Origin of the sequence: Pseudomonas sp. YY-1 (assembly GCF_002843095.1) — a bacterium.
In the GTDB taxonomy this organism is placed as follows: Bacteria; Pseudomonadota; Gammaproteobacteria; order Pseudomonadales; family Pseudomonadaceae; genus Aquipseudomonas; species Aquipseudomonas sediminis_A.
Genome location: NZ_PJLX01000012.1, coordinates 102706 through 129106, shown reverse-complemented (window position 1 = coordinate 129106; position 26401 = coordinate 102706). Strand labels below are relative to the sequence as shown.

The window sequence follows — 26401 nt, the reverse complement described above, 5'->3', positions numbered from 1 at the left end:
AGCGGCCCCCACACTCCAACCGGTGAAGTGAACCGTGAAACTCCGTCATTCGATTTTGGGCCTGCTGCTGTGCGGCAGCCTTGTTGTTTCGACCCTCCAGGCCGCGCCGGCCCAGCCGAAGCAGGAGCTGGCCGCTGGTAGCGCATTGCTGATCGACCTGAAGACTGGCCAGGAGCTCTATTCCAGTAATCCGGATCTGCGCCTGCCGGTCGCCTCGGTCACCAAGCTGATGACCGCCATGGTGGTGCTCGATGCCAAGCTGCCGCTGGACGAGGTGCTGCCAATCACCATCCGCGACACCCAGGAAATGCAGGGCGTGTTCTCCCGCGTGCGAATCGGCAGCGAGATCACCCGCCGCGAGATGCTGCACCTGGCGCTGATGTCCTCGGAGAACCGCGCCGCCGCCAGCCTCGCTCACCATTATCCGGGCGGCCATGGCGCCTTCGTTGCGGCGATGAACGCCAAGGCCAAGGCACTGGGCATGCGCAACAGCCATTTCGTCGAGCCCACCGGCCTGTCCGAACTGAATGTCGCCACCGCGCGCGACCTGGCGCTGATGGTCAAGGCAGCCAACCAGTATGCGTTGATTCACCAGTTCAGCACCGACTCCGAAGCCACCGTGGCCTTCCGCAAGCCCAACTACACCCTGGGCTTTCGCAACACCAACGCACTGGTGCGCAAGGCGGACTGGAACATCAACCTGAGCAAGACCGGCTTCACCAACGCTGCCGGCCGCTGCCTGGTGATGGCCACGACCATCGCCAACCGCCCGGTGGCGTTCGTGGTACTCGGCGCCTTCGGCAAGTACACCCATATGGCCGACGCCAACCGTCTCAAGCGCTGGATGGAGACTGGCAAGGTCACTCCGGTGCCGGCTGCGGCACTCAGCTACAAGCAGCAGAAGCTGGCCGAGTGGAGCCTGCAGGCCGCACAGTGACCTCAGGCTGATGATGCAAAAAGGGCGACTCGATGAGTCGCCCTTTTTCGTTGTGCTGTCGTGCTGCGTCAGTGCGGGGAGCCCAGCCGCTCGCTGAGAAAATCGAGAAAGCAGGTGATGCGCGACGCCAGCGCGGTGTTGCGGTAGTACACCGCGTTTATCGGCTGGCGTACCTCCACGCGCTGCTCGGCCAGCACTTCCACCAGCGCGCCGCTGGCGCGGGTGGCATCGGTCATGAAGTCCGACAGACACACCAGGCCTTCGCCGGCCAGGGCCAGTTCGAGAATCGTGTCGCCACTGGAGGCGCGCAGGCTCGGGGTGATGCGCCAGCGCTCGCCAAGGGCGTGGCGTAGCGGCCACTCGTTGAGGCTGTCCGGTTCGGTGAAGCCGATCAGGCTGTGTCCGACCAGGTCTTCGGTGCGCACCGGGTTGCCGTGTTGGCGCAGGTAGTCGGGGCTGGCCAGTACGCGGCGGCGGCTGTGGTAAAGCGGCCGGGCGTGCAGGCTGGAGTCTGGCAGGTTGCCGATGCGAATGGCCAGGTCGGTACGGCGCTCCAGCAGATCGATGATGCGGTCATCGCTGTTCAGCTCCAGTTCGATCTGTGGATAGAGCGCACGGAAATCGCCAATCAGCGGCACGATCACGTGCAGCATGAAGGGCGAGGCGGTGTTGATGCGCAAGCGCCCGGACGGTGCCTGGCGGCGCAGGGTCATCTGCTCCTCGGCTTCCTCGACGCTGGCCAGGATGCGCCGCGCCTGGGCCAGGAACACTTCGCCCTCCTCGGTCAGCTCCAGGCGCCGGGTGGTGCGGCGTAGCAAGGTGACGGCGAGTTTTTCCTCCAGTCGGCTGAGAGCGCGACTGACGCCGGACGCGGTCTGTTCGAGCTGCTCGGCGGCGGCGCTGATCGAGCCGCAGTCGACCACGCTGACGAAGGCGAGCATTTCTTCCAGGCTGGTCTTCATTGTTGATCTTCAGTCAAAGGTGTTTGCTAGCTTGGTAGGTTTTTCCGCATGAGTCTGGCGCGGATACTGCTCGCCAGCAAGCCTGCCTGCTGCTCGCCCTTTGTCTCGGACCTGCAACTTTTACCCGCTGAGTCAGGCCGAATCATTCAGGCTCTGCCGGTCTGCCGGTCTGCCGGTCTGCTGATCGGCCATCCATTCACCACCTGTGAGGATATTCGTCATGAAATTCATTCCCCCCTTCGGCCTTGGCACCTTTCGCCTCAAGGATCAGATCGCCATCGACTCGGTGCGCACGGGTTTGGAACTGGGTTACCGGCATATTGACACGGCACAGATCTACGGCAACGAGGCCGCAGTCGGTCAGGCCATCGCTGCCAGCAACGTGGCGCGGGATGAGTTGTTCGTCACCACCAAGATCTGGACCGAGAACCTCGGCAGCGGCCGAGTGATCGCCAGCTTGCAGGAGAGCTTGCAGCGCCTGGGCCTGGAACGGGTCGATCTGACGTTGATCCACTGGCCGTCGCCGAACGACGAGATCCCGGTGGCGCAGTACCTGGGCGAGCTGTTGGAGGCCAAGCGCCAGGGGCTGACGGCAGCGATTGGCGTGTCCAACTTCACCATCGCTCATTTGCGCGAGGCCATCGATGCGGTGGGTGTGGAGGAGATCGCCACCAACCAGGTGGAAATCCATCCGCTGCTGCAGACCCGCAAGCTGGTGGAATTCGCCCGGCAGCAGGGCATCCACCTCACCGCCTACATGCCGCTGGCCTACGGCAAGGTGTTGGCCGAGCCGGTGATCCAGCGTATCGCCGCAGCCCACGGCGCCAGCCCGGCGCAGGTGGCCCTGGCCTGGTCGCTGCAGCAGGGCTATGCGGTGATTCCGTCCTCGACCAAGCGTGAGAATCTGGCGGCCAATCTGTCCGCTGCCGAGTTGCGTTTGAGCGAAGAGGATATGGCCGCCATCGCCACTCTGGAGCGTGGCGAGCGCGTCGCCAACCCGGGCTTCGCACCGCGTTGGGACTGAGCCGTTAGTGTTGGTGCGCGTGGCGCACCTGACCACGAATGTGTGGGAGGGGCTTTAGCCGCGACTCTGGTTTCTATCTGCCGCCAGCTATATCGATCAGCGCGCCGGTGGTGTAGCTGGCCTTGTCGTCGAGTAGCCAGACGATCGCCTCAGCGACTTCCTCGGCGCGGCCGGCGCGGCCTAGCGGTGTCGCCTTGCCCAGGCGCTCGGCGCGATCCGGTTGGCCGCCGCTGGCGTGAATCTCGGTATCGATCAGCCCCGGGCGCACGGCGTTGACCCGCACGCCCTCGCCGCCCAACTCCTTGGCCAGGCCGCGGGTCAGGACGTCCATGGCACCTTTGGCACCGGCATAGTCGACGTATTCGAAGGGTGAGCCAAGGCTGGCGGCTACCGATGACACCAGCACCATCGATCCCCCATTACCACCGCGGCTGCGGGCCATGCGTCGGGCGCCCTCGCGTGCGGTGAGGTAGCTGCCCAGTACGTTGACCTCGAACATACGGCGCAACCGCTCGCTGCTCATGTCCAGCAGCGGCATCGGCGGGGCGACGATGCCGGCATTGACCACCAGGCCGTGCAGCGGACCGAATTGATCCATGGCCTCGAACAGGCGCAGCACGTCCTCTTCATTGGCGACGTCGCCAGGCAGCGCGACGGCCTTGCCGCCGATGGCCTCGATCTGCGCCACCACTTCATCGGCGGCGCCGCGGTCATTGCGGTAGTTCACGCCGACTGCCCAGCCGTCAGCGGCAGCCAGCAGGGCAGCTGCGCGACCAATGCCGCGGCTGGCGCCAGTGATTAGCAGGTTCTTGCTCATGGCTGGACTCCTTTCTTGTGCTTGTATTCAGGTTGCCGGATTTACGCCGGGCCCGCCACGGCGTGAGTCATTCCGATGAATGGCGTGCGCGGCAGCAGCGCGTCTATGACGGCCGCTGTAGTCATCCCGTTAATACTTTGCACAACACTGTCTGAATGAATAGCCGAGTGAAAAAATTGGAGAATTGAAAGCGTGATATAAGATTCGCTTCTTATTCTTTAAAGAAATATGTGGCCGCGGCGCAGGTGCAGCGGCAGGCAAACTCGATTCAGCAGGAGGTGCGATGGAGCACAACATATCCCTCATCACCATGTTGGCCGGTGGCTTCGGCCTGGCTCTAATCTTTGGCTTTATCGCAGAAAAGCTGAAGCTGCCGGCGTTGGTAGGTTATCTGTTGGCGGGTATCGCGCTGGGCCCGGCGACCCCAGGTGTCGTTGCGGACATGGAACTGGCCCCGCAGTTGCTCGAGATCGGCGTGATGCTGCTGATGTTCGGCGTCGGTTTGCATTTCTCCCTGAAAGATCTGTTGGCCGTGAAGAAGATCGCGCTGCCCGGCGCGGTCGTGCAGATGAGCATGGCCACCGTGCTTGGCCTCGGTGTTGCCAGCTGGTGGGGTTGGACTTTCGGCGAGAGCCTGTTGCTCGGGCTGTCGCTGTCCTGCGCCAGCACCGTGGTGCTGCTCAAGGCATTGGAAACGCGCGGCATCACCGATTCGATGAATGGCCGCATCGCCGTAGGCTGGCTGGTGGTGGAAGACCTGGCCACCGTACTGGTATTGGTACTGCTGCCGCCACTGGCTGGCATGCTCGGCGGCAAGGTAGTCGGTGCCGATATCGGCACGCCGCTGTGGCAGGTGCTGGGCATGACGCTGCTGCAGGTGGCTGTTTTCATCGCACTGATGCTGGTGGTCGGGCGCCGCGTGCTGCCCTGGTTGCTACTGCAGATTGCCAAGACCGGCTCGCGCGAGCTGTTCACCCTGTCCGTGGTTGCCGCCGCCATTGGCATCGCCTATGGCGCAGCGGTGCTGTTTCATGTGTCTTTCGCGCTTGGTGCCTTCTTCGCGGGTACGGTGATGCGCGAGTCGGACCTCTCGCACCGTGCGGCTGAAGAGTCGCTGCCGCTGCGTGATGCTTTCTCAGTCCTGTTCTTCGTCTCGGTTGGCATGTTGTTCGAGCCGGCCGTGCTGGTCGAAGAGCCGCTGCGTGTGCTGGCCGTGGTGGCCATCATCATCGTCGGCAAGGGCCTGGCAGCGGCGCTGCTGGTTCTGGCTTTCCGTTATCCCCTGAGCACCGCACTGACCGTGGCGGCAAGCCTGGCGCAGATCGGCGAGTTCTCCTTCATCCTCGCTGGGCTGGGCAAGGACCTGGGCCTGTTGTCGGCTGAGGGCATGAGCCTGGTGCTGGCCGGCGCGCTGATCTCGATTGCCCTCAATCCGCTGGTGTTTGCCTGCATCAAACCGATCAAAGAGTTGGCTCTGCGGCGTTCTGCCCTGGCTCGACGCCTCGAGTTTCGTGAAGACCCGCTGGCGGTGCTGCCGGCCAGCACCGAGCGCAAATACCTCGAGGGGCAAGTGGTGGTGGTGGGCTACGGCCGGGTCGGCCGACGTATTGCCAAGGCCTTGCTGCAGCGCGGTATTCCTTTCGTCGTGGTCGAGCAGAATCGCGAGCGGGTCGAGCAGATCCGTGGTCAGGGCATCGCCGCGGTCAGCGGTGACTCGGCCGAGCCGGGTACGCTGATCCAGGCGCATATCGCCAAGGCGTCGATGCTGGTGATCGCCACGCCCGATCCGCTGAATGTGCAGCGCATGGTCGAAACCGCGCGGGCGTTGAACCCGCAGGTGGAAGTCGTGATCCGTACGCACAGCGCCGATGCGGTGGAAATTTTCCGTCGCGAAGGTTTCGGCGAGGTGTTCTTCGACGAGGAAGAACTGGCGCGCGGGATGAAGGACCACGTCCTTTCCAAGTTCGCCCCGGCTCAGCCGCACGCAGAGCACAGCCCGTCGCACGGCCACTGACAGGCGATGATAAAGCCGCTGGAGGGCGATCCTTCAGCGGCTTTTTCGTGGCGATTGTCCGGTGATCGACGAGGTGGCATCTGCGTCATCCGTGCCCGCAAAGCACCTGAAAGTCAGTAGCATCTGCGCCGCTCGTTCGCTGTGAGCGTGCTTCATTACCTGATAAGGAAATCCCATGAGCAAACTGCTATTCGTCTCCCTGCTTGCCGTTGTCTCGAGCGCGAACGCCTTGGCCAGCGCCGCCAAGGTCGATAGCCAGGAGCAACTGCTCGGCATCTGGGCCATGACACCGCTGAACAATGGCATCGCCAACGTGGTGGAGTTCAAGGCCGATGGCAAGAGCGACCTGCATCCGTTCAATTGCGCAGAGCCGGGCGAGCGCGAGGTGGAAGTTTCCGACTATCACCTCAGCGAGGATGGTCAGACGATCCACATTACTTCGCCCTACCAGAGCTTCGATCTGCAGGTGCTGGCGTTCAATGCCAAGACCATGGAGCTGGGCATGGAGATCGAAGGCCACAAACTGAGCTTCTCCTACGTCAAAGGCGACAAGATCGAGCCGCTGTGCGCCTTGTATCGCTGATTCTGGCCTGATCGGCCGTCTGCCGCGCGAGGCCAGCCCTTGCGCGGCAGAACTCAGCGCAGGTGCATGACGGCGGTGGGCTCGAGCGTTACCATGCGCGCCCCTTCTCCATCCGCTTACCTCGCCATGAAACCCGCCTCCCTACGCGCTGACCTGCTGGCCGGCCTGACTTCGTCCTTCGCCCTGGTGCCCGAGTGCATCGCCTTTGCCCTGGTAGCCCAGGTCAACCCGCTGATGGGCCTGTACGGCGCCTTCATCATCTGCACCCTCACCGCCCTGTTCGGTGGCCGGCCGGGGATGATCTCCGGCGCCGCCGGTTCGATGGCGGTGGTGATCGTCGCCCTGGTGGTGCAGCACGGCGTGCAGTACCTGCTGGCCACGGTGCTGCTCGGTGGCCTGATCATGCTGGCGTTCGGCTTGCTGCGCCTGGGCAAGCTGATCCGCATGGTGCCGCATCCGGTGATGCTGGGCTTCGTCAACGGCCTGGCGATCATCATCGCCTTGGCTCAGTTCGAGCACTTCCAGCATGACGGCCATTGGCTGCAGGGCAACGCGCTGTACCTGATGCTCGGCCTGGTGGCACTGACCATGCTCATCGTCTACCTGCTGCCGCGCCTGACTCGCGCCGTACCGCCGGCGCTGGTGGCGATCCTTGGCATCGGTGCGCTGGTCTATCTGCTGGATCTACCCACTCACACCCTGGGCGACATGGCGCAGATCGCCGGCGGCCTGCCGAGTCTGGTGCTGCCGGACATTCCCTGGACACTGGAAACCCTGATCATCATCGCCCCCTACGCCGTGCTGATGGCCCTGGTCGGACTGCTGGAGACCCTGCTTACCCTGAACCTCACCGACGAAATCACTGCCACGCGCGGCCACCCGGATCGCGAATGTGTCGCCCTCGGCGCGGCCAACATGGTTTCCGGCGCATTCGGCGGCATGGGCGGCTGCGCGATGATCGGTCAGACCGTGATCAACCTCGGCTCCGGCGGCCGTGGGCGACTGTCCGGCGTGGTCGCCGGGGTGATGATCCTGCTCTTCGTGCTGTTCCTCTCGCCGCTGATCGAGCGTATCCCGCTGGCGGCGCTGGTCGGCGTGATGTTCGTGGTCGCGCAACAGACCTTCGCCTGGGGCTCGCTGCGCGTCGCCGGCAAGGTGCCGGCCAACGATGTGCTGGTGATCGTCGCGGTGACCGCCATCACCGTCGCCACTGACCTGGCCACCGCCGTGCTCTGCGGCATCGTCATCGCCGCGCTCAACTTCGCCTGGCAGCACGCCCGCGAGCTGTATGCCGACAGCGATATGCAGGCCGACGGCAGCAAGCTGTACCGCGCCCACGGCACCCTGTTCTTCGCCTCCTGCACCACCTTCCTGGCGCAATTCGAGCCGGCTGATGACCCGCAGCAGGTAACCCTGGACTGCCGCCACCTGAGCTTCGTTGATTACTCTGCCATCGCCGCGCTGAGGACCCTGCGCGAACGCTACGAGCGTGCGGGCAAACATCTTCGTGTGGTGCACTTGTCCGAGCGCTGCAAGCAGTTGCTCAAGCGTGCGAGCGAATAAGGTTGCAACTGTGGCTGAGGGCCTTGCCTGCTGCTAAGGCAGGCCGTGTTCTCGCTATTTAGTGAAGAAACCATTGAAGAGTCCCTAAAAGGGAACTATCGTTCCTTTTTTGGGACTCATTGGGCCGCCCATGCAAACTCTTTCATTAGGTGAGGCGCTGTTCAGCGGCACCCAGCGCAAGGTATTGGGGTTGCTTTACGGCAAGCCGCAACAGAGCTTCTATGCCAATGAAATCGCCCGCCATGCTCAGGTTGGCAAAGGCAGCCTGATGCGTGAGCTGGAGCGTCTGCAGCAGGTGGGTATCCTGAGCATGACCCGTCAGGGCAATCAGACCCATTACCAGGCTAACCCGCACTGCCCTATCTATACCGAGCTGCAAGGCATCGTGCGCAAGACCTTCGGAATCGATGCCCCGCTGCGTGAAGCACTCGCGCCGTTGGCTGGACAACTGACGTGGGCGTTCGTCTATGGTTCGCTGGCTAAGGGCAGTGAACATGCTGATAGCGATATCGACCTGATGCTGATCGGCAACGGACTCAGCTATTCCGACGTGATGGAGCGCTTGTTGCCGGTGGAGGCCCAACTAGGACGCACCATCAACCCGACGCTCTATACTCCGCACGAGTGGCAAGCCAGGAAAGTCGCTGGCAACAGTTTCGTGCTGCGGGTGGCGCAGCAAGACAAGATCGAGCTGATCGGCCACGATCCGGAGGGAACCGAACATGGGCAATAACGACAATCTGGACAACCTGCTGCGCACGGGCAGCCTTAAGGCCGAACCGCCAGACCGCAAGGAATGCGAAGGACTGCTGCGTTCGGCCGTTGACCGCCTGCAGGACGCCCACAACCCTGCGCTGTCATTCGCCAGCCGCTTCGACCTCGCCTACAACGCTGCTCACGCACTGGCTCTGACTGCATTGCGCCTACAGGGCTATCGTTCCGACCGCCGCTATCTGGTGTTCCAGTGCCTGGCGCACACGCTTGCCGTCAGCAAGGCGCAAGTGCGCCTGTTTGCGCTATGCCATGACCGACGCAACCTGGCCGAGTACGAAGGTTATATGGATGTGGATGAGCCACTGCTGGCCGAGTTGATTGCGGCGACCGATGCACTTCTGCCTGAAGTACAGAAAGCCATGGCGGTAGCGTGATCTACATGAGCACCTAGGATGGGTTGAACCTCGCGAAACCCATCAACCAATTCCCCGGGTATCCCTACGCTCGACTCAGGCTACAAAGCCATGAAAAAGCCGCTGACAGATCGCTCCGCCAGCGGCTTTCTCGTATGCCAAAGAGGGTGTGTCAGCGGCGCGCGCCGCGTACCCCTTCGGCCAGCTCGCTGCACAGGCGGAGCACGCCGTCGATGGCCTGCTGCGGGCTTTTCGCCTCGGCGATCTTGTCGATCAGTGCCGAGCCGACCACCGCGCCTTCGGCGCGCTTGGCCACTTCGGCGGCGTGCTCCGGAGTGCGAATGCCGAAGCCGATGCACACGGGCAGGTCGGTGTGGCGACGCAGGCGCGCCACGGCTTCCTCGACGTGATCCATTGTCGCCGCACCGGCACCGGTGACACCCGCGACCGACACGTAGTAGACGAAGCCGGAGCTGCCAGCCAGCACGGTGGGCAGGCGGTCGTCGTCGGTGGTCGGCGTGGTCAGGCGGATGAAGTCGATACCCGCGCTCTGCGCCGGCTCGCACAGCTCGTCGTTATGCTCCGGCGGCAGGTCGACCACGATCAGGCCGTCGACGCCGGCCTCCTTGGCGTCGGCAATGAAACGCTCGACGCCGTAGACGAAGATCGGGTTGTAGTAGCCCATCAGCACCAGCGGCGTGCTCTGGTTGCCTTCACGAAATTCACGAACCATCTGCAGCGTCTGCTGCATGCCCTGCTTGCCGGCCAGCGCGCGGATGTTGGCGAGCTGGATGGCCGGGCCGTCGGCCATCGGGTCGGTGAACGGCATGCCCAACTCGATCACGTCGGCGCCAGCGTCCGGCAGGCCCTTGAGGATGCTCAGCGAGGTGGCGTAGTCGGGGTCACCGGCGGTGATGAAGGTGACCAGCGCGGCGCGGTTTTCCGCTTTCAGTTCGGCGAAACGGTTCTGCAGGCGGCTCATGCGTGCTTCTCCTGGTTGTCCTGCATGTGGTGCATCACGGTCTGCATGTCCTTGTCGCCACGACCGGACAGGTTGATCACCATCAGGTGATCCTTGGGCAGCTTCGGCGCACGTTTGAAGGCTTCGGCCAGCGCGTGGGCGCTTTCCAGGGCCGGGATGATGCCTTCCAGGCGGCAGCACTGGTGGAAGGCTTCGAGGGCTTCGTCATCGCTGATCGGCACGTATTCGACGCGCTTGATCTCGTGCAACCAGGCGTGTTCCGGGCCGACGCCAGGGTAGTCGAGGCCGGCGGAAATCGAGTGGGCATCGGTGATCTGGCCGTCCTCGTCCTGCAGCAGGAAGGTGCGGTTGCCGTGCAGCACGCCCGGCGCGCCGCCCGCCATGCTCGCCGCATGCTTGCCGGTGTCGACGCCGTGACCGGCTGCTTCGACGCCGACGATCTGCACGCCTTGGTCATCGAGGAACGGGTGGAACAGGCCGATGGCGTTGGAGCCGCCGCCGATGCAGGCCACCAGGGAGTCGGGCAGGCGCCCTTCCTTCTCGAGAATCTGCTCACGCACTTCGTTGCCGATCACCGACTGGAAGTCGCGCACCATGGCCGGATACGGATGCGGGCCGGCGGCGGTGCCGATCAGGTAGAAGGTGTTGTGGACGTTGGTCACCCAGTCGCGCAGGGCTTCGTTCATGGCGTCCTTGAGAGTGCCGGTGCCGGCAGTGACCGGGATCACCTCTGCGCCGAGCAGCTTCATGCGGAAGACGTTGGCCTGCTGGCGGTCGATGTCGGTGGTGCCCATGTACACCACGCACTGCATGCCGAAGCGCGCAGCCACGGTGGCGGTGGCCACGCCGTGCATGCCGGCGCCGGTCTCGGCGATGATGCGCTGCTTGCCCATGCGCTTGGCCAGCAGGATCTGGCCGATGCAGTTGTTGATCTTGTGCGCGCCGGTGTGGTTCAGGTCTTCGCGCTTGAGGTAGATCTTCGCCCCGCCGAAGTGCTCGCTCAGGCGCTCGGCGAAATACAGCGGGCTGGCGCGGCCGATGTAGTCGCGCTGGAAGTAGGCCAGTTCTTCGAGGAAGGCCGGATCGTTCTTGGCCTTCTCGTATTCGGCGGCCAGCGAGTTGATCAGCGGCATCAGGGTTTCGGCGACGAACTGGCCGCCGAAGCGACCGAACAGGCCGCGAGTGTCGGGGCCGGTGCGAAATGAGGTCATGGCGTGCTCCTTGTCGACAGCACTGGGCTGGCAGGGCGAGTGGGTGATGGGGCCATTCTACCGCTGGCCGACGCGGTGAAAAGCGATTAGATTGCAGTAACACGTCAGAAAAATTCACATAATCATGAGCCGAGAACTTCCCCCGCTCAACGCTCTGCGCGCCTTTGAGGCCGCCGCACGCCTGCAAAGTATCAGCAAGGCAGGTGAGGAGCTGCACGTCACCCACGGTGCGATCAGCCGGCAGATTCGTGCCCTCGAAGAACAGCTCGGTGTTAGCCTGTTCGGCAAGGACGGGCGTGGCGTAAAACTCACTGATGCCGGCTTGCGCCTGCGCGATGTCACCACTGAGAGCTTCGAGCGCCTGAGTAGCGTTTGTGCTGATTTGCGCCGTGAAACCGAAGAGCGGCCCTTCGTCCTTGGCTGCCCGGGCAGCCTGCTGGCGCGCTGGTTCATCCCGCGCCTGGATCGTCTGCAGCGCGAGCTTCCTGAGCTGCGTCTGCAACTGTCGGCCAGCCAGGGCGAGCTGGACCCGCGCAGCGCCGAGGTGGACGCCACTCTGCTGTTTGCCGACCCGCCGTGGCCGGCCGACATGCAGGTATTCGAGTTGGCGCCGGAGCGTATCGGCCCGGTGCTCAGCCCGCGCTATGCCAACCACGCGCCGTTGAGTGCGGCCACCGCCTATGCGCTGTACGCCGAGCCACTGCTGCACACCACTTCGCGCCCGCAGGCCTGGCCGCAGTGGGCCCGTGCCCAAGGGCTGGCGCCCGAGCGACTGCAGCAGGGCCAGGGTTTCGAGCATCTCTACTATTTGCTGGAAGCCGCCGCGGCCGGGCTCGGCGTGGCCATCGCGCCGCAAACGCTGGTTGCTGACGACCTGCGTGCTGGCCGCCTGGTCGCGCCCTGGGGCTTCGTCGAAACCACGGGCTGCCTGGCGCTGTGGACGCGTCGCGCCGATCCGCGCAGCGAGCGCCTGGCGCAGTGGCTGAGGCGCGAGCTGGCGTAGCACCGGCGGTGTTGCCAAGTCGATGAGGTACGGATGACAATGCAATTCATTGTCATTTGATATGAAATCGCGCTATGCCCGCCGACGCCCAGGTGCTGCACACCCTCTACCGTGACCATCACAACTGGCTGCAAGGCTGGCTGCGTCGGCGCCTGGGCAATGGCTGCGATGCCGCCGACCTGGCGCAGGACACTTTCGTGCGTCTGCTGCGCGCCGGCAATGCGGCGAGCATTCGCGAGCCACGTGATTACCTGGCCACCGTGGCGCGGGGGCTGATGGTCGACTTTCTGCGGCGGCGTTCGCTGGAGCAAGCCTATCTCGAAGCGCTGGCCAATCAGCCGCAGGCCGAACACCCCAGCGCCGAGCATCAGGCGCTGCTCCTCGAAGCGCTGATGGAGGTCGACCGCCTGCTCGCTGGTCTCGGCCGCACGGTGCGCGAGGTGTTCATCCTGTCCCAGCTCGACGGCCTCACCTACGCGCAGATCGCCGCGCGGCTGGGCATTTCCCTGCGCAGCGTGAACACCTACATGGCTCGCGCTGTGGAGCATTGCTGCCTGCTGCAAGCAGGCTGGCAGCCGTGACCGAGGTGCAGCGCGCGGCGCTCAAGGCCGCCAGCAACTGGTACGCGCGGCTGTGCGCCGGTGACAGCGATGCCCATGAGCAGCAGGCCTGGCAGCACTGGTACGACGCCGACGAGCTTCATCGCCAGGCCTGGCAGCAGATCGAGCAACTGCGTGAACAACTGGGCCTATTGCCCGGCCCCATTGCTTCGTCGACCCTGCGTGGCGTCGACCATGGCCGACGCCGCCTGCTTGGTAGCTTGGCGTTGGTCGGCCTGGCGCTGCCGCTGGGCTGGTTCGCCTGGCAAAGCGATACGCGGCGCTACTGGCTGGCCGACTACCGCAGTGGTGTGGGTGAGCGCCGCCAATGGCAATTGAGCGATGGCAGCCAGCTGATGCTGGGCACGGCCAGCGCCGCGCAATGGCATGTCGATGGACAGCGCCGCCTGTTGCGCCTGGTCAGTGGCGAGGCGCTGATCCACAGCCTCGACGAAGCCCGCCCCTTGCTGGTGGAAACCCGTCACGGCGTGGTGCGCAGCGAGGGCGCGCGGTTCTGCGTGCGCAGCGATGAGCAGGGCTGTCGCGTTGCGGTGCTGGAGCAGCGGGTGGAGGTCGCGCCGCTGCGGCATCTGCAAGCCATGCAGCCGCTGCTTGCCGGGCAGCAATTGCATTTTGATGCCGAACGACTCGGGGCGCCGCGTGCCAACGAGGCCGCCACGACGGCCTGGACGCAGGGCAGTCTGATCGCCCTCGATCAGCCGCTGGGTGAGGTGATCGCCGAGCTGGCGCGCTATCGCCATGGCGTGCTGCGCATCGACCCGGCCCTGGCCGGGTTGAAGGTGTCCGGCAGCTTCCCGTTGGCGGATACCGATCGTGCCCTGGCGGCGCTGGAACACAGCTTCCCGCTGCGTGTGGTGCGGCGCAGCGATTACTGGGTGACGCTGGTGCCAAAGGTTTAATTAGCAAAAATATTCATTGTCGTTTGCACTTTTTTCTCGACTGGATCGGCCCTTCTGACATCTCGGCTACAGGCCTTTCGTTCTCAGGGGAAATCCATGCGTCAACCTCGCTGCAACCTGCATTCGCTAACCCTCGCTGTGCAAACTGCCCTGCTCTGTTCCGGCCTTGCGCTGGCCGTGCCGCTGGCCAGCGCTGCACCCGCCGAGCCTGCCGTGCAGACACAGGTTTTCGACATCGCTGCCGGCCCGCTGGCCGAGGTGCTCAACCGTTATGCCAGCGCTGCCGGCGTGGCGTTGTCGTTCGATGCCAGCGCGCTGCAGGGTCAAAGCAGCCCGGGTCTGCAGGGCCCCTATCAGGTCGAGGACGGCTTTGCCCGTCTGCTGCAGGGCAGTGGCTTGCGCGCGGTGCGCCAGGCCGAGGGGGTCTACGGCCTCGATGCGCTGTCCGCGCCCAGTAAGCTGGGCAGTGATGTGCTGCAACTGGAAGCGATGACCGTCAGCACCCTGCGCAGTGACAGTGCAGTGGGCGAGACCACGCAGCGCGTGACCGTCATAGACCGCCAGCAGATCGAGCAGCAGCTGGCGCTGAGCAGCGACCCGGGCCAGGTGCTGAGCAACCTGATTCCGTCCTACTCGCCGAGTCGGCAGAAGATGTCCAACGCCGGTGAGACGCTGCGTGGGCGCACCCCGCAATTTCTCGTCGACGGCGTTCCGCAAGCCAGTTCGATCCGCAACGACGGGCGCAGCAGCTACACCATCGACCTGGCACAGATCGAGCGCATCGAGGTGATTCACGGCGCCTCGGCCGAGCACGGCGGCGGCGCCACCGGCGGCATCGTCAACTTCATCAGCCGTCGGCCCGAAGGTAACGGCGTCAGCCAGCACGCCGGGGTCAGCCTGGAGAGCGACGACCGCTTCAGCAAGGATGGCCTGAGCTACAAGATGAACTACCGGCTCAGCGCCCAGCAGGGTGACTGGGAGACGCTGTTCGGTGCCACCTGGCAGGAGCGCGGTGCGTTCTACGATGCCAACGATGAGCTGATTGGCGTCGCCTACCCGGGCGAGATCCAGGACACCCGCGACCACGATCTGATGTTCAAACTCGGCTACTGGATCGACGACGTGCAGCACCTGCAATTCAGTGCCAACCATTACGAGCTCAAGGGTAACAACGACTACGTGCCGGTACTCGGCAACCGCGCCGCCGGTATTCCCACCACTGCGCGCAAGGGCGATCCGCAGGGCGACCCGGCGTTCAACGAGAACCGCCAGTACACCTTCAGCTACAGCAATCAGGACCTGTACGGCAACGTGCTCGACGTGCAGCTCTATCACCAGCGCTACCGTGGCCAGTTCGGTGCGTTGATCTCAGCGACCTTCCAGGACCCCAACATCGCGCCGGTCGGCACCCTGTGGGAGCAAAGCCGCAGTGACTCGGAGAAATGGGGCGGCAAGCTGACCCTGCGCCGCAAAGGCCTGTTCGATGGTCTGCTGGATCTGACCGGTGGCGTCGACCTGATGCGCGACAAGGGTGAGCAGGTGCTGGTGCAGACCAATCGTAGCTATGTGCCGCCGTCTACCTACGACAACCAGGCCGGCTTCCTTCAGGGCGACCTGCACCTGACCGACAAGCTGACCCTGATGGCTGGCGTGCGCCGCGAGCATTCCGAGCTCGACGTGGATGACTTCCGCACTGTGTGGGGCACCAACAACGCTGGCGGGGTGAGCGTCACCGGCGGCAAGGTGTCGTTCGGCAAAACCCTGAGCAACTACGGCTTCACTTACCAGGCTACCGATTGGGCGCAGCTCTACGGCGGCTACTCCGAAGGCTTCGGCATGCCTGACATCGGCCGTGTGCTGCGCGGGCTGGACGAACCGGGGCTAGAGGTTGAAAGCCTGCTGGAGCTGGAGCCGATCGTCACCCGTTCGCGTGAAGTGGGCCTGCGTCTGAACTTCGACCGCGTGGACATGGAACTGAGCTATTACGAGTCCTTCTCCAGCGTCGGCGAGCGTCTGTCGGTGAACAGCGACGGCAACTACATCGCCAACCGCGAGCGAGTGGAGATCCAGGGGTACGAGCTGACCGGCAACTGGCTTATCGATGACCGCCACAGCCTGCGTGGCAGCTACGCCCACAGCCAGGGTAAATCCGACACCGATGGCGACGGCAAGGTGGATACTCGCCTGACCGGCCTGAACATCTCGCCGGACCAGTACAGCCTGGGCTGGCAGGCCAACTGGAACGACGACTGGTCGAGCTACCTGCAATACAACTACTACGTCAGCCGCAGCTTCGACGACCCGCGCCTGGAATTCGACGGCTACGCCCTGCTCTCAGCCAGCGTCAGCCGCCGCCTGCCGGTGGGTAACCTGTCGCTGGGCATCGACAACCTGCTCGACGAGGACTATTTCACCTACTACTCGCAGTCGGCACGTATCGCCAACGACTACAACTTCAAGGGTCGTGGGCGCACCTTCACCCTGGGCTACCAGGTGGACTTCTAACGCCAGCCCAGGCGCTGGAAAGCCCGTGGCGGCTTTCCAGCAGGCCGGATAAGGGTGCGACAGATGACACTTCTACGGGGCGGGCTAGTCTGAACAAGAACCTTCACCACTCAGGAGTCCGTCATGTCCACTCACCACACCTACAAGAAGATCGAGATCGTCGGCTCGTCGCGCACCAGCATCGAGGAAGCCATCGAAAATGCCCTGGCCGAATGCGCCAAAAGCGTGCGCAACATGGATTGGTTCGAGGTGATCGACACCCGTGGCCACATCGAGAATGGCAAGGTGGGGCACTATCAGGTCACGCTCAAGGTTGGCTTTCGCCTGAGCGGTAGCTGACGGGCACTCAGTCGCCAGGCTGTGGCACCGCGCACAGCGACGAGGGCTGTCGCTGGCGAGGTGTGCTCGGTTCGGGCAAGCTGCGCGGGCCAATTCAGGGAGGAATGCCATGTTCAGACTCGTGCTGCTGCTCAGCCTGCTCGCACTCGCGGGCTGCGTCGACAACGAACCGCCTCTCGCCGAGGAGCGCCGACTGCTGCTCAGTGGCGAGGATTTCGCCGCCTACGAGGCCCCGGACGAGGGGCGTTACGAGAAGCTGGTGACCTACGCTGCGCGCAGCATAGACCTCAGTTTCGAGAGCGAGGGCAGCGACTGGTTCTACCTCTACAGCGGTGTCTCTCTCTACCCGCGCGCCGGTGATGCCTTGATGACCAGCTACGCCGAGACGTTCGGCGCCTCGTTCGGCCTGCGTGACAGCGGGTTGGTGCAACAGGATCTGCCGCTGGACACCAAGCTGGCCAGTCGCGCCAGCCTCAAGCTGCTGACCCAGGACGGTGAGCCGGTGGGCAACCTGTTCTATGCCACGGTCGGCAACAAGTCGATGTTCACCATTTTCACCGGGGTGTACTTCGAACAGGCTGAGGACTTCGAGGCATTCATCGCGCCCAAGCTGCTGGCGTTGCGCGAATACCAGCACAGCGATCCGTTGCTCAGCTGGGCGAGCGACAAACTGGGGTTTGGCGCCGACTGAGCAGCCCTGACATCGCGGCGATCAGCCGAAGAACCAGTAGCACACGCCGATGGCGGCGATGATCCCGGCGGCATCGGCGACCAAGGCGCAGCCCACGGCATGGCGGGCGCGCTGCAGGCCGACCGCCCCGAAGTACACCGCCAGCACGTAGAACGTCGTTTCGGTACTTCCCTGCACCGTCGCCGCAACCAGCGCCGGGAAGCTGTCGACGCCGAAGTTCTCCATGGTTTCGATCAGCATGGCGCGCGCGGCACCGCCGGAGAAGGGTTTCATCAGCGCAGTGGGCAGAGCATCGACGAAGCGGGTATCCCAGCCCAGCGCTTCGATCAGCCAGCGAATGCCGTCGAGGCCGAAATCCAGCGCGCCGGATGCGCGCAGAACGCCGATGGCGCAGAGCATGGCGACCAGATACGGCAGCAGGCTCTTGGCCACGTCGAAACCTTCCTTGGCACCGTCGATGAAGCTCTCGTACACCGCCACCTTGCGCAGCGCGCCCACCACCAGAAACATCAGGATCAAGCCGAACAGGGTGAGGTTACCGAGCAGCGATGACAGCGCCGCCAGCGCCGTGGCGCTCATGCCGGCGAGCAGGGCCATGAAGCCGCCGAGCAGCAGCGCGGTGGGAATCAGGTAGGCCAGCACCACCGGGTCCCACAAACGCAGGCGTTGCATCACCGATACCGCCAGCAGGCCTGCCAGGGTCGACGCGCTGGTCGCCAGCAGGATCGGCAGAAATACCAGGGTGGGATCTTCAGCACCTTGCTGCACGCGGTACATGAAGATCGATACCGGCAGCAGGGTCAGTGAGGAGGTATTAAGTACCAGGAACAGGATCTGTGCATTGCTCGCCGTGGTGGCGCTGGGGTTGAGATCCTGCAAGGCGCGCATGGCTTTGAGGCCGATCGGCGTAGCGGCGTTATCCAGCCCCAAGCCGTTGGCGGCGAAGTTCATGCTGATCAGCCCCAACGCTGGATGGCCGCGTGGCACTTCCGGCATCAGGCGGGCGAATAATGGGCCCAGCATGCGTGCGAGCAGATCGACCAGCCCGGCCTTCTCGGCGATGCGCAGTAGACCCAGCCAGAGTGTCAGGGTGCCGAACAGCACCACCATCAGCTCCACCGAGAGCTTGGCCATGGCGAACAGGCTTTCGACCATCGCGCCGAATACGGCTGCATCACCGCCAATCAGCCAGCGTGCCAGAGCGGCAGCGGCTCCCAGCAGAAAAAAGCTCAGCCACAGGCCATTGAGCATTGCGATCCCCCTAAATTGGCAAGCGACGCCTTCCCTGATCGCCTTCTCCCTGAGGAAGAAGATGGCGCAAAGCGCCAGATGAAGGAGGGCATGCCGTTATGGCGGGGGATGATAACGTGCCGGCGGTGTCTGTGGGACAGCCGGCAAACTGCCGTCACTCAATACCAGTTGGGATCGCTGCGCAGCTGTTCCATCAGCATCTGCTGGATTTCCTCGTCCGGCTCGCCCAGCCAACGCAGGCTGGCATGCTCGCTTGGCGCGCGGTCTTCCGGCAGGCCATCCGGTACCTGCACATACAGCGCGTAGGCATCGTCGTCTTCCCATTCGAAGGCGACATAGGCGCGCTGATTGAAGCATCTGTTCGCTTCGCAGATCTGGCCAACCAGATAGCGATCGCTATCGGCTTCCACTGTCTGCATGGGAGTGGACAGGCCGCTGAGGTTGATCAGCCAGTCCGGCAAGCGCTCTTCGTTCTTCACCAGATCCTGCCAGGCTTCACGGTACTCGGTGTTGCTGGTGAGCAGCTCGCCTGGATGGAAACTGGCGTCGCGGTCGGCGGCCTGAGCCGCCAGGGCGCCGCCCATCAGCAGGGCGGCGGCAATGGCGTGGATCGATTGCATCTATGTCTCCCTAGAGGCGCGGGCGGCGGCCCATGACAAACGAGACGATGAACAGCACCAGGAACACCACGAATAGAATCTTGGCGATACCTGCAGCGGTGCCGGCGATACCACCGAAGCCCAGTACTGCGGCGATGATGGCGATGATCAGGAAAGTGACTGCCCAACTAAGCATGGTGTTTCTCCTTGATGGATCAGTGGGTAATGGCCCAGGCAGGCCAGGGGTCTTGCGCGTTGCTCGGGTCCACAGGCTGGGGCGCGGCGCCCGTGGGCAGCTCCAGCTCGGCGGTATTGCGGCTTGCGCACAGGGTCTGGCCAATCAGTACAACGCTTGCGAGCGTCAGACTGAGCAGAAGCAGCAAGGTGGCGAGCACCAGAGCAACTATCCACATGGCGGTTCTCCTGTTGCGTGGGAGGCGGATGGCTCGGGTGTGTGGCATATCCGTCTCTTCCTTGTTTTCGCATTGCAACCGGTACATGACCAGTTGCGTACTGGGACTAGTGCAGCACCCGTGCCAGACTTTTTGTTTATTAAAAGTATTTTAAAATCAATCGCTTACAGTTAAGTGATGGCATTTTGTGGTAGGCATACTGCCCGAATGAGTTTTGCCGGGTCGTGCGTTTTGCCCGACCGGGCATGGGCTGTGGCGTTTTGCGCCCTGCCAGAGTGGTCGCCCGTCGACTGCACAGTCGGTATACTCGTTGCGCCCGTGTGCCATGCGGGTTCCGCGCCCAGAACAACAACCGCGCCGCGAGTCTCGAACCGATGAACGACTACGAACAGGAAGACCCGATTCCCCAGGGCGACCTCGCTCTGCAGATCACCGCGTTGCCGCGCGAGACCAATGGTTTCGGTGATATCTACGGTGGCTGGCTGGTGTCGCAGATGGACCTCGCTGGTACCGCGATGGCGAGCAAGGTTGCAGGTGGCCGCGTGGCGACCGTCGCCATTGATCGCATGGCCTTTCTGGTACCGGTATCGGTGGGCGCGCAGCTCTCCTTCTACACCCAGGCACTGGAAATCGGCCGCAGTTCGATTCAGATGATGGTCGAGGTGTGGAGCGACGATCCGCTGTCCAACGAGTGGCGCAAGGTCACCGAAGCGGTGTTCGTGTTCGTCGCCATCGACGGCAGTGGCCGCACTCGTCCGGTGCCGCCGCGTCGCTAAGGCCACCAAAGGCCATAGCCCGAGCCGATCAAAAACCCAAGGCGACTCCCGTCAATGACCGAGTCTCTAGCGGCCGGACGCTATTAAGGTCTTTTCCACACTATATGCGTTCTCGTGCGGGTTAACGGCCCGCTAGTCGTAGGGAACCCAGCCATGGGCCAGCGCGTGCTTGAGCAGGTCTGCCGGCTTGTCGATCGCCAGTTTGCGCCTGATGCTCAGGCGATGGGTTTCGACGGTGCGTACGCTGATCTGCAGAGCGCGGGCCATGACTTTGTTATTCAGACCTTGGGCGAGCATCAGTAGCACCTCGCGTTCGCGTGGGGTCAGTTCGTCTTCGTTCGGGGTGGGCTTGACCAACTTGCGCGCGATATCTCCGCTGTAGAAGCTGCCACCGGCTGCAATGGCTTCGATAGCTGCGACGATTTCGCGCGAGGGCGCTTCTTTCAAAACGTAGCCACTGGCACCCACCGCCAGCGAGCTGCTCACATACTCCTGATTGTCGTACATGCTCAGCATCAACACCCTGATGGCCGGGTAGCGTTCGCGCAACTGGCGGGTCAGTTCCAATCCATTGATATCGCGCAAGCCAACATCCATCAGCAGGATGTCGACTGGGGTGCGTTGCATCAGCTCGAACGCTTCGGCACCACTGCCGGCCTCGCCGACGACCTCGAAATGAGGCAGCACCTCGAGCAGTGCGCGAATACCTTCGCGTACCAGGGCATGGTCGTCTATCAGAGCAATTCGTATGGTGGCAGCGGTCATGTAGGGCGCGCTCTTGTTGTTTTGGGTGCTTCAGTCAGCAGAGCTAGGGTATCGGTAACGGCAGCGTCACCATCAACTCCGTGTGGCCGGGTCGCGATGTAAGGGCAAAGCGCCCGCCAAAATGCTCCACACGTTGACGGATGTTACGCAAACCAATCCCGCCAGTAAGAGTGTCGAAATGCCTGGAGCTGAAACCGACGCCGTCGTCGCGAACCCGCAAATGCACCCGTCGCGTTCGGCCGTCGAGGCTAATGACAATGGTGTTCGCCTGCGCGTGGCGTTCGATGTTGGTCAACGCTTCCTGCAGAATCCTGAACAGGGCAACTGCCATTCCATCGTTGAGTAGTGTATCGCCCAGGTCGTTCTTGTAGTCGATCAGCAGGCCGCTTCGTTGCTCGAACTCGGCGACCAGCTGACCAATCGCTGCGGGCAGGCCAAGGGTGTCGAGTAGCGAGGGGTGCAGGTCGTGAGAAATCCGCCGCACTTCGCCGATGGCGCCCGCCAGCCGCTCGGTACCCTTGTGTAGCGTTTCAAGCCCTTGTTGATTGCCTGAGGTCAGTTCAAGGCTGGCCAATTCGAACTGGAACTTGATCGAAGCCAGCAGTTGGCTGATGCCGTCGTGCAGTTCACGTGAGACGCGCGAACGCTCCTCTTCCTGCATGCTGACAATGCGCTGGGTGAGCAACTGCAGCTTGCGATCCGCCAGGCGATGCTCGCTGAGGTTCAGGGCCAGGCCACCGGCGAATACCAGCAACACCGCGACCAGGGCCAGGCCGGCAATCGCCAGCATGGTGGCGTGAATGCCATTGGTGGCCTCGTCATGCACCTGGACGATTGCTTGGTCGACGTCCTCCAGATAAATCCCTGTGCCGAGCATCCAGCCCCAGCGCTCAAGCATGACCACATAGGCCAGCTTGTCGGTCACCTCGCCGGTCGATGGTTTCTGCCAGGCGTAGTGCTGGAAGCCATCTCCGCTCTGCGCGCTTCGTATCAGGGCTTGAATGACCAGTAAGCCGCGCGGGTCGGTCATGTTCCATAAATCCTGACCGACCAACTCGCCCTGACGCGGGTGCATCAGGCTGCGCCCGTTGCTGTCGTATACGAAGAAGTAACCATCGCTGCCGAAGCTGATTCTGGCCAGCACCCCCAGCACCTGTTGTTTGATCTCGGCGTCGTCGCGGCCGCTTTCGTAGAGCGGAGAAATGATGCTGAGTGCCGTCTCCACATAGTGTTTGAGCTCAAGGCGCTTACTCGCCAGGATGCTGTCTTCGATCAGGCGCGCCTGTTGTTCACCCAGGCGCTGATTCTGAAAAAAAACCAGTACACAGACGGCCGCCACGGCCAGCAGCAACGGCAGTACGCTGAGTGCGACGATCTTGTGTTTGAGTTGCATGGGTTACGTATTCAGGGAAAGAACAAAGCAAAAATAGATGCGCAGTCGATGCAGCGGAGTAACCGGGTTCTGGCGGCGTTCGGCGGGGCCGAGGCTTGCTGACCTGGCTCACCTGCCCGGTGTCGGCATGCCGGCATCGCTGGAGTGGCGCATCGCGTTCATTGTGTCTTCGCTGCCTACCTGCAGGCGGTCGATCATACCTGAGTTTCCAGCGTGCTTTGCTGGGTGCGGATGGCCGATGCACGCACTTCGTCGGCAACCATGGCCAACCCGCGCGCCGGCTTCTGCGGCCCGTTCCGCCTTGATTGCCGCGCTTGGCTTTGCAGCAGGTCCAGCCTGCATGGTGCCGCCTCGTGCTTGCACCTCGCATCGACGGTGTCGTTCGCGTCTTGTTCTCGGGGGAATGGCCGAACGTGAGCGGCTAGGCGGGGTGTACAGCTCGAACCAGATTGAAAGATCTGCTCGATGCTCTCGAGCGATACAGAACCACCAGGTGAAGGGCTCCACTGACTGGAGGCACTGAATATGGGGCTTGTAGCGGATCGAAGACCCGGTGACTTCACCGGGTCTTCGATATTTACCAGACTAAAGCGAACGGCTCTCAGCGCGATGCCGACGTTTTCCTGGCTCGTGGATCAGCCACGGATGTTGTAGATATCCTTCTCGTTGCTTTCCGCGTATTCGTACAGGCGCTTGAGATAGGCCTTCTGATGTTCCCAAACTTTGGTTGCCGCCGGATCGGCCGCAGCGCTGGCATCGACCACCTCGGCAGCCACTTCCTTCAGGCGTGCCAGGACTTCGTCCGGCAGGCGGCGAACTTCCACGCCGTCGGCCTTGAGCTGCTCCATGGCCTCCATGTTCTTGGCGTTGTAATCGTCGAGCATGTCGCCGTTGACGTCACGAGCAGCCGCGCGAACGATGGCTTGCAGATCTGGCGGCAGGGTTTCCCAGGCCTTGATGTTGACGTCCAGCTCGAACAGAACGCTCGGCTCCTGCCAGCCCGGGGTGTAGTAGTACTTGGCTGCTTTGTGCAGGCCGAGGGCCAGGTCGTTGTATGGGCCGATCCACTCGGTGGCGTCGATGGCGCCGGTCTGCATGGCGGTGAAAATTTCACCGGCCGGCATGTTGACCACGGTGCCGCCCATCTTGGTCAGCACTTCGCCACCCAGACCCGGGGTACGCATCTTCAGGCCTTTGAAGTCGTCGACCGAGTTCATTTCCTTGTTGAACCAGCCGGCGGTCTGCACGCCGGTGTTGCCGCAGGCCATCGGCAGTACGCCGAACGGTTTGTAGACCTCTTCCCACAGCTGCTGACCGCCGCCACGGTGCAGCCAGGCATTCATTTCCTGGGCATTCGGGCCGAACGGCGAGGCGCAGAAGAATTGCGCAGCCGGCACCTTGCCTTTCCAGTAGTACGGCGCGCCGTGACCCATTTCGGCGGTGCCGCGAGAGACTGCATCGAACACTTCCAGGGCTGGCACCAGCTCACCGGCAGCGTACACCTTGACCTTCAGGCGGCCGTTGCTCATTTCATCGACCAGCTTGGCGAAGCGCTCGGCTCCGACGCCGACGCCCGGGAAGTTCTTTGGCCAGGAGGTGACCATCTTCCAGTTGAAGGTCTGAGCACTCGAACCCTCTTGGGGTGCTGCGGCGCTCTTGGAATCTTCTTTACAGCCGGCCAGTGCGGTTGCTGCAAGGCCTACGCCCGCTGCGGCGAGTATGTCGCGACGTTTCATGCAATGCTCCTTGTTGTTGTACTAATTACCCGAACACCAGGATCGCCAGCATTCAGAGCGTTCTGACTATCATAGGCAGTAGCATCACTCAAGCGCAGCGACTACGTACGTAGTATTGCGGGTTGCGATGCTCTGGAGTGACCCCCTAGAATTCCGAGCCCCTTGGCAATAAGAATAAGGATCTGCCATGCCCAATCCCCCCCCTCTACTCGGGTTGGCGCGCTTCATTGATGCGTGCAACGCCCTCTTTGGCAAGGCTTGCGCCTGGCTGACGATATTCCTGGTAATCGGTACAGCCATCGTCGTGGTGCTGCGTTACGGTTTCGGTATCGGCGCGACAGCCCTGCAGGAAGCGGTGCTTTACGCTCACGCACTGGTGTTCATGGGCGCAGCGGCCTGGGTGCTACAACGCAACGGCCACGTGCGCGTGGACATCTTCTATCAGAAGTTCAGCGGCCGCCGTCAGGCGCTGGTCGAGATCTTCGGTAATCTTCTGTTCCTCCTGCCGGTAGCGCTGTTCCTCGGCTGGGCCAGCTGGGACTACGTCAGTAACTCCTGGTCGACGTTCGAAGCGTCCAGCGAATCTGGCGGCCTCAAGTTCGTCTACCTGCAGAAAAGCATCATCCTGGCACTGGTTGTCAGCCTGGTGCTGCAAGGTATTTCCAATCTGATCAAGGCAATCTACGTCTTCAGCGGTCGCCTGCCTGCTCCGGAGGTGAAACATGGCTGAGTTGATGGCGATTCTGCTGTTCGTCAGTATCTGTGTGGCCCTGATGGCCGGCTTCCCGGTGGCGTTCACCCTGGCTGGGGTTTCCCTGCTGTTCGCCGCCATCGGTGTCGTCACGGGCACCTTTGATCCTGGTTACCTCAGCGCCCTGCCGAACCGTCTGTTCGGCATCATGAACAACCAGACGATGCTCGCCGTGCCGCTGTTCGTGTTCATGGGGGTGATGCTGGAACGTTCACGGGTGGCCGAGGATCTGCTCGAGTCCATGTCGCGCCTGTTCGGCACGCTGCGTGGCGGCCTGGCCATCTCCGTGTGCGTGGTCGGTGCCCTGCTGGCCGCTTCCACCGGTATCGTCGGTGCCACCGTGGTGACCATGGGCCTGCTGGCGCTGCCGACCATGTTGCGCCGTGGCTATGATCCGGCCATTTCCACCGGCACTCTGGCTGCTACCGGCACCCTGGGGCAGATCATTCCGCCGTCCATCGTCTTGGTACTGCTGGGTGACGTGATGTCCAGCGCCTATCAGCAGGCGCAGCTGAAGATGGGCATCTTCTCGCCGAAGACCGTCTCGGTTGGCGACCTGTTCGTCGGCGCTCTGCTGCCCGGTCTGCTGCTGGTCGGTCTGTATATCGTCTACATCATCGCTGTCGCCATCCTGCAGCCGAAGAAACTGCCGGCGCTGCCGCAAGAAGAACTCGGCCCGATCGAATGGGGCAAGCTGGGCAAGGCGCTGATTCCGCCGCTGATCCTGATCGGCGCAGTGCTAGGCTCGATCCTCGCTGGCTACGCTACGCCAACTGAAGCCGCTGCGCTGGGCGCCGTAGGTGCGATGCTGCTGGCCTTCAGCAAGGGCAAGCTGAACTTCGGCCAGCTCAAGGAAGTGGCCTACGGCACCACCGAAATCAGTGCCATGGTCTTCATGATCCTGATCGGCGCGTCGCTGTTCTCCCTGGTGTTCCGCGGCTTCGGCGGCGAAGTATTGATCGAGGACGTGTTCGCCCAACTGCCAGGCGGTGTGCTCGGCGCGTTCTTCCTGGTGATGCTGGTGATCTTCCTGCTCGGCTTCATCCTCGACTTCATCGAGATCACCTTCGTGGTGGTGCCGATCGTCGGTCCGGTACTGCTGGCCATGGGGCTCGATCCGATCTGGCTGGGCGTGATGATCGCACTTAACCTGCAGACATCCTTCCTTACCCCGCCCTTCGGCTTCGCGCTGTTCTATCTGCGTGGCGTGACACCGGCGAGCATTCCCACCAGTACCATCTACAAAGGTGTGGTGCCGTTTATCCTGATCCAGATTCTGCTGCTGGTGATCGCCTATATCTTCCCAGGGCTGATTACTTGGCTGCCGGAGCAGGTCTACGGCAAGTAAGTCTCGCTGGCTGGTTTGGCAAAACGCCCGTCCTCGTGATGGGCGTTTTGCTTTTTGCGTTGTCACACTATTGGTCATCTATCTCAACGAGA

General features: G+C 62.9%; 27 protein-coding genes. 16 read left to right on the top strand and 11 right to left on the bottom strand.

Annotated elements, in window-relative coordinates; translation table 11 throughout:
* Positions 1-34 precede the first annotated feature (34 nt).
* Positions 35-937, top strand: a complete 903-nt coding sequence (gene pbpG, locus CXP40_RS17340) for a D-alanyl-D-alanine endopeptidase (protein ID WP_106734770.1) — start codon at positions 35-37, stop codon at positions 935-937.
* Positions 938-1005: 68 nt separating this feature from the next.
* On the opposite strand, the gene CXP40_RS17335 is transcribed toward pbpG, so the two are convergent.
* Positions 1006-1899: a LysR family transcriptional regulator gene (locus CXP40_RS17335; protein ID WP_106734769.1), complete on the bottom strand. Its 894-nt coding sequence runs from the start codon at positions 1897-1899 to the stop codon at positions 1006-1008.
* Positions 1900-2119: 220 nt separating this feature from the next.
* On the opposite strand from CXP40_RS17335, the gene dkgB reads away from it, so the two are divergent.
* Complete coding sequence (gene dkgB, locus CXP40_RS17330) at positions 2120-2923, top strand: 2,5-didehydrogluconate reductase DkgB (RefSeq protein ID WP_106734768.1); 804 nt, start codon at positions 2120-2122, stop codon at positions 2921-2923.
* A gap of 73 nt (positions 2924-2996) precedes the next feature.
* Here dkgB and CXP40_RS17325 read toward each other — a convergent pair whose 3' ends face one another.
* The gene (locus tag CXP40_RS17325; RefSeq protein ID WP_106734767.1) at positions 2997-3740 is read right to left on the bottom strand and encodes an SDR family oxidoreductase; all 744 of its coding nucleotides are present in this window, start codon (positions 3738-3740) and stop codon (positions 2997-2999) included.
* A 283-nt stretch (positions 3741-4023) separates the two neighbouring features.
* Between CXP40_RS17325 and ybaL the strand changes: the two genes are divergently transcribed.
* The 5 genes from ybaL to CXP40_RS17300 all read left to right on the top strand — a co-directional run bounded on the left by ybaL (position 4024) and on the right by CXP40_RS17300 (position 9048).
* Entirely contained in the window at positions 4024-5754 is a 1731-nt protein-coding gene (gene ybaL, locus CXP40_RS17320) for a YbaL family putative K(+) efflux transporter (RefSeq protein WP_106734766.1), read from the top strand.
* A gap of 175 nt (positions 5755-5929) precedes the next feature.
* Positions 5930-6337, top strand: coding sequence for a hypothetical protein (locus CXP40_RS17315; RefSeq protein WP_106734765.1), 408 nt, complete (start codon positions 5930-5932; stop codon positions 6335-6337).
* A gap of 126 nt (positions 6338-6463) precedes the next feature.
* Positions 6464-7900, top strand: a complete 1437-nt coding sequence (locus tag CXP40_RS17310; protein ID WP_106734812.1) for a SulP family inorganic anion transporter — start codon at positions 6464-6466, stop codon at positions 7898-7900.
* A gap of 130 nt (positions 7901-8030) precedes the next feature.
* Positions 8031-8633, top strand: a complete 603-nt coding sequence (locus CXP40_RS17305; protein ID WP_100546470.1) for a nucleotidyltransferase domain-containing protein — start codon at positions 8031-8033, stop codon at positions 8631-8633.
* Positions 8623-9048 carry a hypothetical protein gene (locus tag CXP40_RS17300; protein WP_106734764.1) on the top strand — a complete coding sequence of 142 codons (426 nt, stop codon included), beginning with the start codon at positions 8623-8625 and terminating at the stop codon, positions 9046-9048. Before CXP40_RS17305 ends, CXP40_RS17300 begins: the two co-directional genes overlap by 11 nt.
* A 151-nt stretch (positions 9049-9199) precedes the next feature.
* Here CXP40_RS17300 and trpA read toward each other — a convergent pair whose 3' ends face one another.
* Together trpA and trpB are read right to left on the bottom strand one after the other, a co-directional pair.
* Positions 9200-10009 (bottom strand): tryptophan synthase subunit alpha, encoded by an 810-nt coding sequence (trpA, locus tag CXP40_RS17295; RefSeq protein ID WP_106734763.1) that lies wholly within the window; start codon positions 10007-10009, stop codon positions 9200-9202.
* Positions 10006-11220, bottom strand: a complete 1215-nt coding sequence (gene trpB / locus CXP40_RS17290) for a tryptophan synthase subunit beta (RefSeq protein ID WP_106734762.1) — start codon at positions 11218-11220, stop codon at positions 10006-10008. Before trpB ends, trpA begins: the two co-directional genes overlap by 4 nt.
* A gap of 124 nt (positions 11221-11344) precedes the next feature.
* Between trpB and CXP40_RS17285 the strand changes: the two genes are divergently transcribed.
* The 6 genes from CXP40_RS17285 to CXP40_RS17260 all read left to right on the top strand — a co-directional run bounded on the left by CXP40_RS17285 (position 11345) and on the right by CXP40_RS17260 (position 17277).
* A complete protein-coding gene (locus CXP40_RS17285; RefSeq protein WP_106734761.1) occupies positions 11345-12223 on the top strand; it encodes a LysR family transcriptional regulator in 879 nt (292 codons plus the stop codon).
* Positions 12224-12297: 74 nt separating this feature from the next.
* Positions 12298-12804, top strand: coding sequence for a sigma-70 family RNA polymerase sigma factor (locus tag CXP40_RS17280; RefSeq protein ID WP_099524994.1), 507 nt, complete (start codon positions 12298-12300; stop codon positions 12802-12804).
* Positions 12801-13742, top strand: coding sequence for a FecR domain-containing protein (locus tag CXP40_RS17275; RefSeq protein ID WP_106734760.1), 942 nt, complete (start codon positions 12801-12803; stop codon positions 13740-13742). Before CXP40_RS17280 ends, CXP40_RS17275 begins: the two co-directional genes overlap by 4 nt.
* A gap of 96 nt (positions 13743-13838) precedes the next feature.
* Positions 13839-16247, top strand: a complete 2409-nt coding sequence (locus CXP40_RS17270; RefSeq protein ID WP_106734759.1) for a TonB-dependent receptor — start codon at positions 13839-13841, stop codon at positions 16245-16247.
* A gap of 123 nt (positions 16248-16370) precedes the next feature.
* Positions 16371-16586: a dodecin gene (locus CXP40_RS17265; protein ID WP_099524991.1), complete on the top strand. Its 216-nt coding sequence runs from the start codon at positions 16371-16373 to the stop codon at positions 16584-16586.
* Between the two features lie 109 nt (positions 16587-16695).
* Positions 16696-17277 carry a hypothetical protein gene (locus CXP40_RS17260; protein ID WP_099524990.1) on the top strand — a complete coding sequence of 194 codons (582 nt, stop codon included), beginning with the start codon at positions 16696-16698 and terminating at the stop codon, positions 17275-17277.
* 21 nt (positions 17278-17298) lie between these two features.
* Here CXP40_RS17260 and CXP40_RS17255 read toward each other — a convergent pair whose 3' ends face one another.
* From CXP40_RS17255 to CXP40_RS17240, 4 genes are all read right to left on the bottom strand, one after another.
* Positions 17299-18528 carry a nucleoside recognition domain-containing protein gene (locus CXP40_RS17255; protein WP_099524989.1) on the bottom strand — a complete coding sequence of 410 codons (1230 nt, stop codon included), beginning with the start codon at positions 18526-18528 and terminating at the stop codon, positions 17299-17301.
* Positions 18529-18686: 158 nt separating this feature from the next.
* Positions 18687-19148, bottom strand: a complete 462-nt coding sequence (locus CXP40_RS17250) for an inhibitor of vertebrate lysozyme family protein (RefSeq protein ID WP_099524988.1) — start codon at positions 19146-19148, stop codon at positions 18687-18689.
* 10 nt (positions 19149-19158) lie between these two features.
* Complete coding sequence (locus CXP40_RS17245) at positions 19159-19323, bottom strand: DUF1328 domain-containing protein (protein WP_017676339.1); 165 nt, start codon at positions 19321-19323, stop codon at positions 19159-19161.
* 19 nt (positions 19324-19342) lie between these two features.
* Positions 19343-19540, bottom strand: coding sequence for a hypothetical protein (locus CXP40_RS17240; RefSeq protein ID WP_099524987.1), 198 nt, complete (start codon positions 19538-19540; stop codon positions 19343-19345).
* A gap of 374 nt (positions 19541-19914) precedes the next feature.
* Between CXP40_RS17240 and CXP40_RS17235 the strand changes: the two genes are divergently transcribed.
* Complete coding sequence (locus CXP40_RS17235) at positions 19915-20316, top strand: acyl-CoA thioesterase (protein WP_064493685.1); 402 nt, start codon at positions 19915-19917, stop codon at positions 20314-20316.
* Between the two features lie 132 nt (positions 20317-20448).
* On the opposite strand, the gene CXP40_RS17230 is transcribed toward CXP40_RS17235, so the two are convergent.
* From CXP40_RS17230 to CXP40_RS17220, 3 genes are all read right to left on the bottom strand, one after another.
* Positions 20449-21081, bottom strand: a complete 633-nt coding sequence (locus tag CXP40_RS17230; RefSeq protein WP_106734758.1) for a response regulator transcription factor — start codon at positions 21079-21081, stop codon at positions 20449-20451.
* A gap of 43 nt (positions 21082-21124) precedes the next feature.
* Positions 21125-22474 (bottom strand): cache domain-containing protein, encoded by a 1350-nt coding sequence (locus CXP40_RS17225; RefSeq protein ID WP_106734757.1) that lies wholly within the window; start codon positions 22472-22474, stop codon positions 21125-21127.
* A gap of 635 nt (positions 22475-23109) precedes the next feature.
* Positions 23110-24210: a TRAP transporter substrate-binding protein gene (locus tag CXP40_RS17220; protein ID WP_072425091.1), complete on the bottom strand. Its 1101-nt coding sequence runs from the start codon at positions 24208-24210 to the stop codon at positions 23110-23112.
* A gap of 187 nt (positions 24211-24397) precedes the next feature.
* Between CXP40_RS17220 and CXP40_RS17215 the strand changes: the two genes are divergently transcribed.
* The gene (locus CXP40_RS17215) at positions 24398-24940 is read left to right on the top strand and encodes a TRAP transporter small permease subunit (RefSeq protein WP_106734756.1); all 543 of its coding nucleotides are present in this window, start codon (positions 24398-24400) and stop codon (positions 24938-24940) included.
* Positions 24933-26309 carry a TRAP transporter large permease subunit gene (locus CXP40_RS17210; protein WP_106734755.1) on the top strand — a complete coding sequence of 459 codons (1377 nt, stop codon included), beginning with the start codon at positions 24933-24935 and terminating at the stop codon, positions 26307-26309. Before CXP40_RS17215 ends, CXP40_RS17210 begins: the two co-directional genes overlap by 8 nt.
* The last annotated feature ends 92 nt before the right edge of the window (positions 26310-26401 follow it).

Excerpts from the sequence above, each read along its gene's own strand:
- CXP40_RS17335 (WP_106734769.1), bottom strand. The coding sequence starts at position 1,899 with ATGAAGACCAGCCTGGAAGAAATGCTCGCCTTCGTCAGCGTGGTCGAC.
- dkgB (WP_106734768.1), top strand. The coding sequence starts at position 2,120 with ATGAAATTCATTCCCCCCTTCGGCCTTGGCACCTTTCGCCTCAAGGAT.
- CXP40_RS17325 (WP_106734767.1), bottom strand. The coding sequence starts at position 3,740 with ATGAGCAAGAACCTGCTAATCACTGGCGCCAGCCGCGGCATTGGTCGC.
- ybaL (WP_106734766.1), top strand. The coding sequence starts at position 4,024 with ATGGAGCACAACATATCCCTCATCACCATGTTGGCCGGTGGCTTCGGC.
- CXP40_RS17315 (WP_106734765.1), top strand. The coding sequence starts at position 5,930 with ATGAGCAAACTGCTATTCGTCTCCCTGCTTGCCGTTGTCTCGAGCGCG.
- CXP40_RS17310 (WP_106734812.1), top strand. The coding sequence starts at position 6,464 with ATGAAACCCGCCTCCCTACGCGCTGACCTGCTGGCCGGCCTGACTTCG.
- CXP40_RS17305 (WP_100546470.1), top strand. The coding sequence starts at position 8,031 with ATGCAAACTCTTTCATTAGGTGAGGCGCTGTTCAGCGGCACCCAGCGC.
- CXP40_RS17300 (WP_106734764.1), top strand. The coding sequence starts at position 8,623 with ATGGGCAATAACGACAATCTGGACAACCTGCTGCGCACGGGCAGCCTT.
- trpA (WP_106734763.1), bottom strand. The coding sequence starts at position 10,009 with ATGAGCCGCCTGCAGAACCGTTTCGCCGAACTGAAAGCGGAAAACCGC.
- trpB (WP_106734762.1), bottom strand. The coding sequence starts at position 11,220 with ATGACCTCATTTCGCACCGGCCCCGACACTCGCGGCCTGTTCGGTCGC.
- CXP40_RS17285 (WP_106734761.1), top strand. The coding sequence starts at position 11,345 with ATGAGCCGAGAACTTCCCCCGCTCAACGCTCTGCGCGCCTTTGAGGCC.
- CXP40_RS17280 (WP_099524994.1), top strand. The coding sequence starts at position 12,298 with ATGCCCGCCGACGCCCAGGTGCTGCACACCCTCTACCGTGACCATCAC.
- CXP40_RS17270 (WP_106734759.1), top strand. The coding sequence starts at position 13,839 with ATGCGTCAACCTCGCTGCAACCTGCATTCGCTAACCCTCGCTGTGCAA.
- CXP40_RS17265 (WP_099524991.1), top strand. The coding sequence starts at position 16,371 with ATGTCCACTCACCACACCTACAAGAAGATCGAGATCGTCGGCTCGTCG.
- CXP40_RS17260 (WP_099524990.1), top strand. The coding sequence starts at position 16,696 with ATGTTCAGACTCGTGCTGCTGCTCAGCCTGCTCGCACTCGCGGGCTGC.
- CXP40_RS17255 (WP_099524989.1), bottom strand. The coding sequence starts at position 18,528 with ATGCTCAATGGCCTGTGGCTGAGCTTTTTTCTGCTGGGAGCCGCTGCC.
- CXP40_RS17250 (WP_099524988.1), bottom strand. The coding sequence starts at position 19,148 with ATGCAATCGATCCACGCCATTGCCGCCGCCCTGCTGATGGGCGGCGCC.
- CXP40_RS17245 (WP_017676339.1), bottom strand. The coding sequence starts at position 19,323 with ATGCTTAGTTGGGCAGTCACTTTCCTGATCATCGCCATCATCGCCGCA.
- CXP40_RS17240 (WP_099524987.1), bottom strand. The coding sequence starts at position 19,540 with ATGTGGATAGTTGCTCTGGTGCTCGCCACCTTGCTGCTTCTGCTCAGT.
- CXP40_RS17235 (WP_064493685.1), top strand. The coding sequence starts at position 19,915 with ATGAACGACTACGAACAGGAAGACCCGATTCCCCAGGGCGACCTCGCT.
- CXP40_RS17230 (WP_106734758.1), bottom strand. The coding sequence starts at position 21,081 with ATGACCGCTGCCACCATACGAATTGCTCTGATAGACGACCATGCCCTG.
- CXP40_RS17225 (WP_106734757.1), bottom strand. The coding sequence starts at position 22,474 with ATGCAACTCAAACACAAGATCGTCGCACTCAGCGTACTGCCGTTGCTG.
- CXP40_RS17220 (WP_072425091.1), bottom strand. The coding sequence starts at position 24,210 with ATGAAACGTCGCGACATACTCGCCGCAGCGGGCGTAGGCCTTGCAGCA.
- CXP40_RS17215 (WP_106734756.1), top strand. The coding sequence starts at position 24,398 with ATGCCCAATCCCCCCCCTCTACTCGGGTTGGCGCGCTTCATTGATGCG.
- CXP40_RS17210 (WP_106734755.1), top strand. The coding sequence starts at position 24,933 with ATGGCTGAGTTGATGGCGATTCTGCTGTTCGTCAGTATCTGTGTGGCC.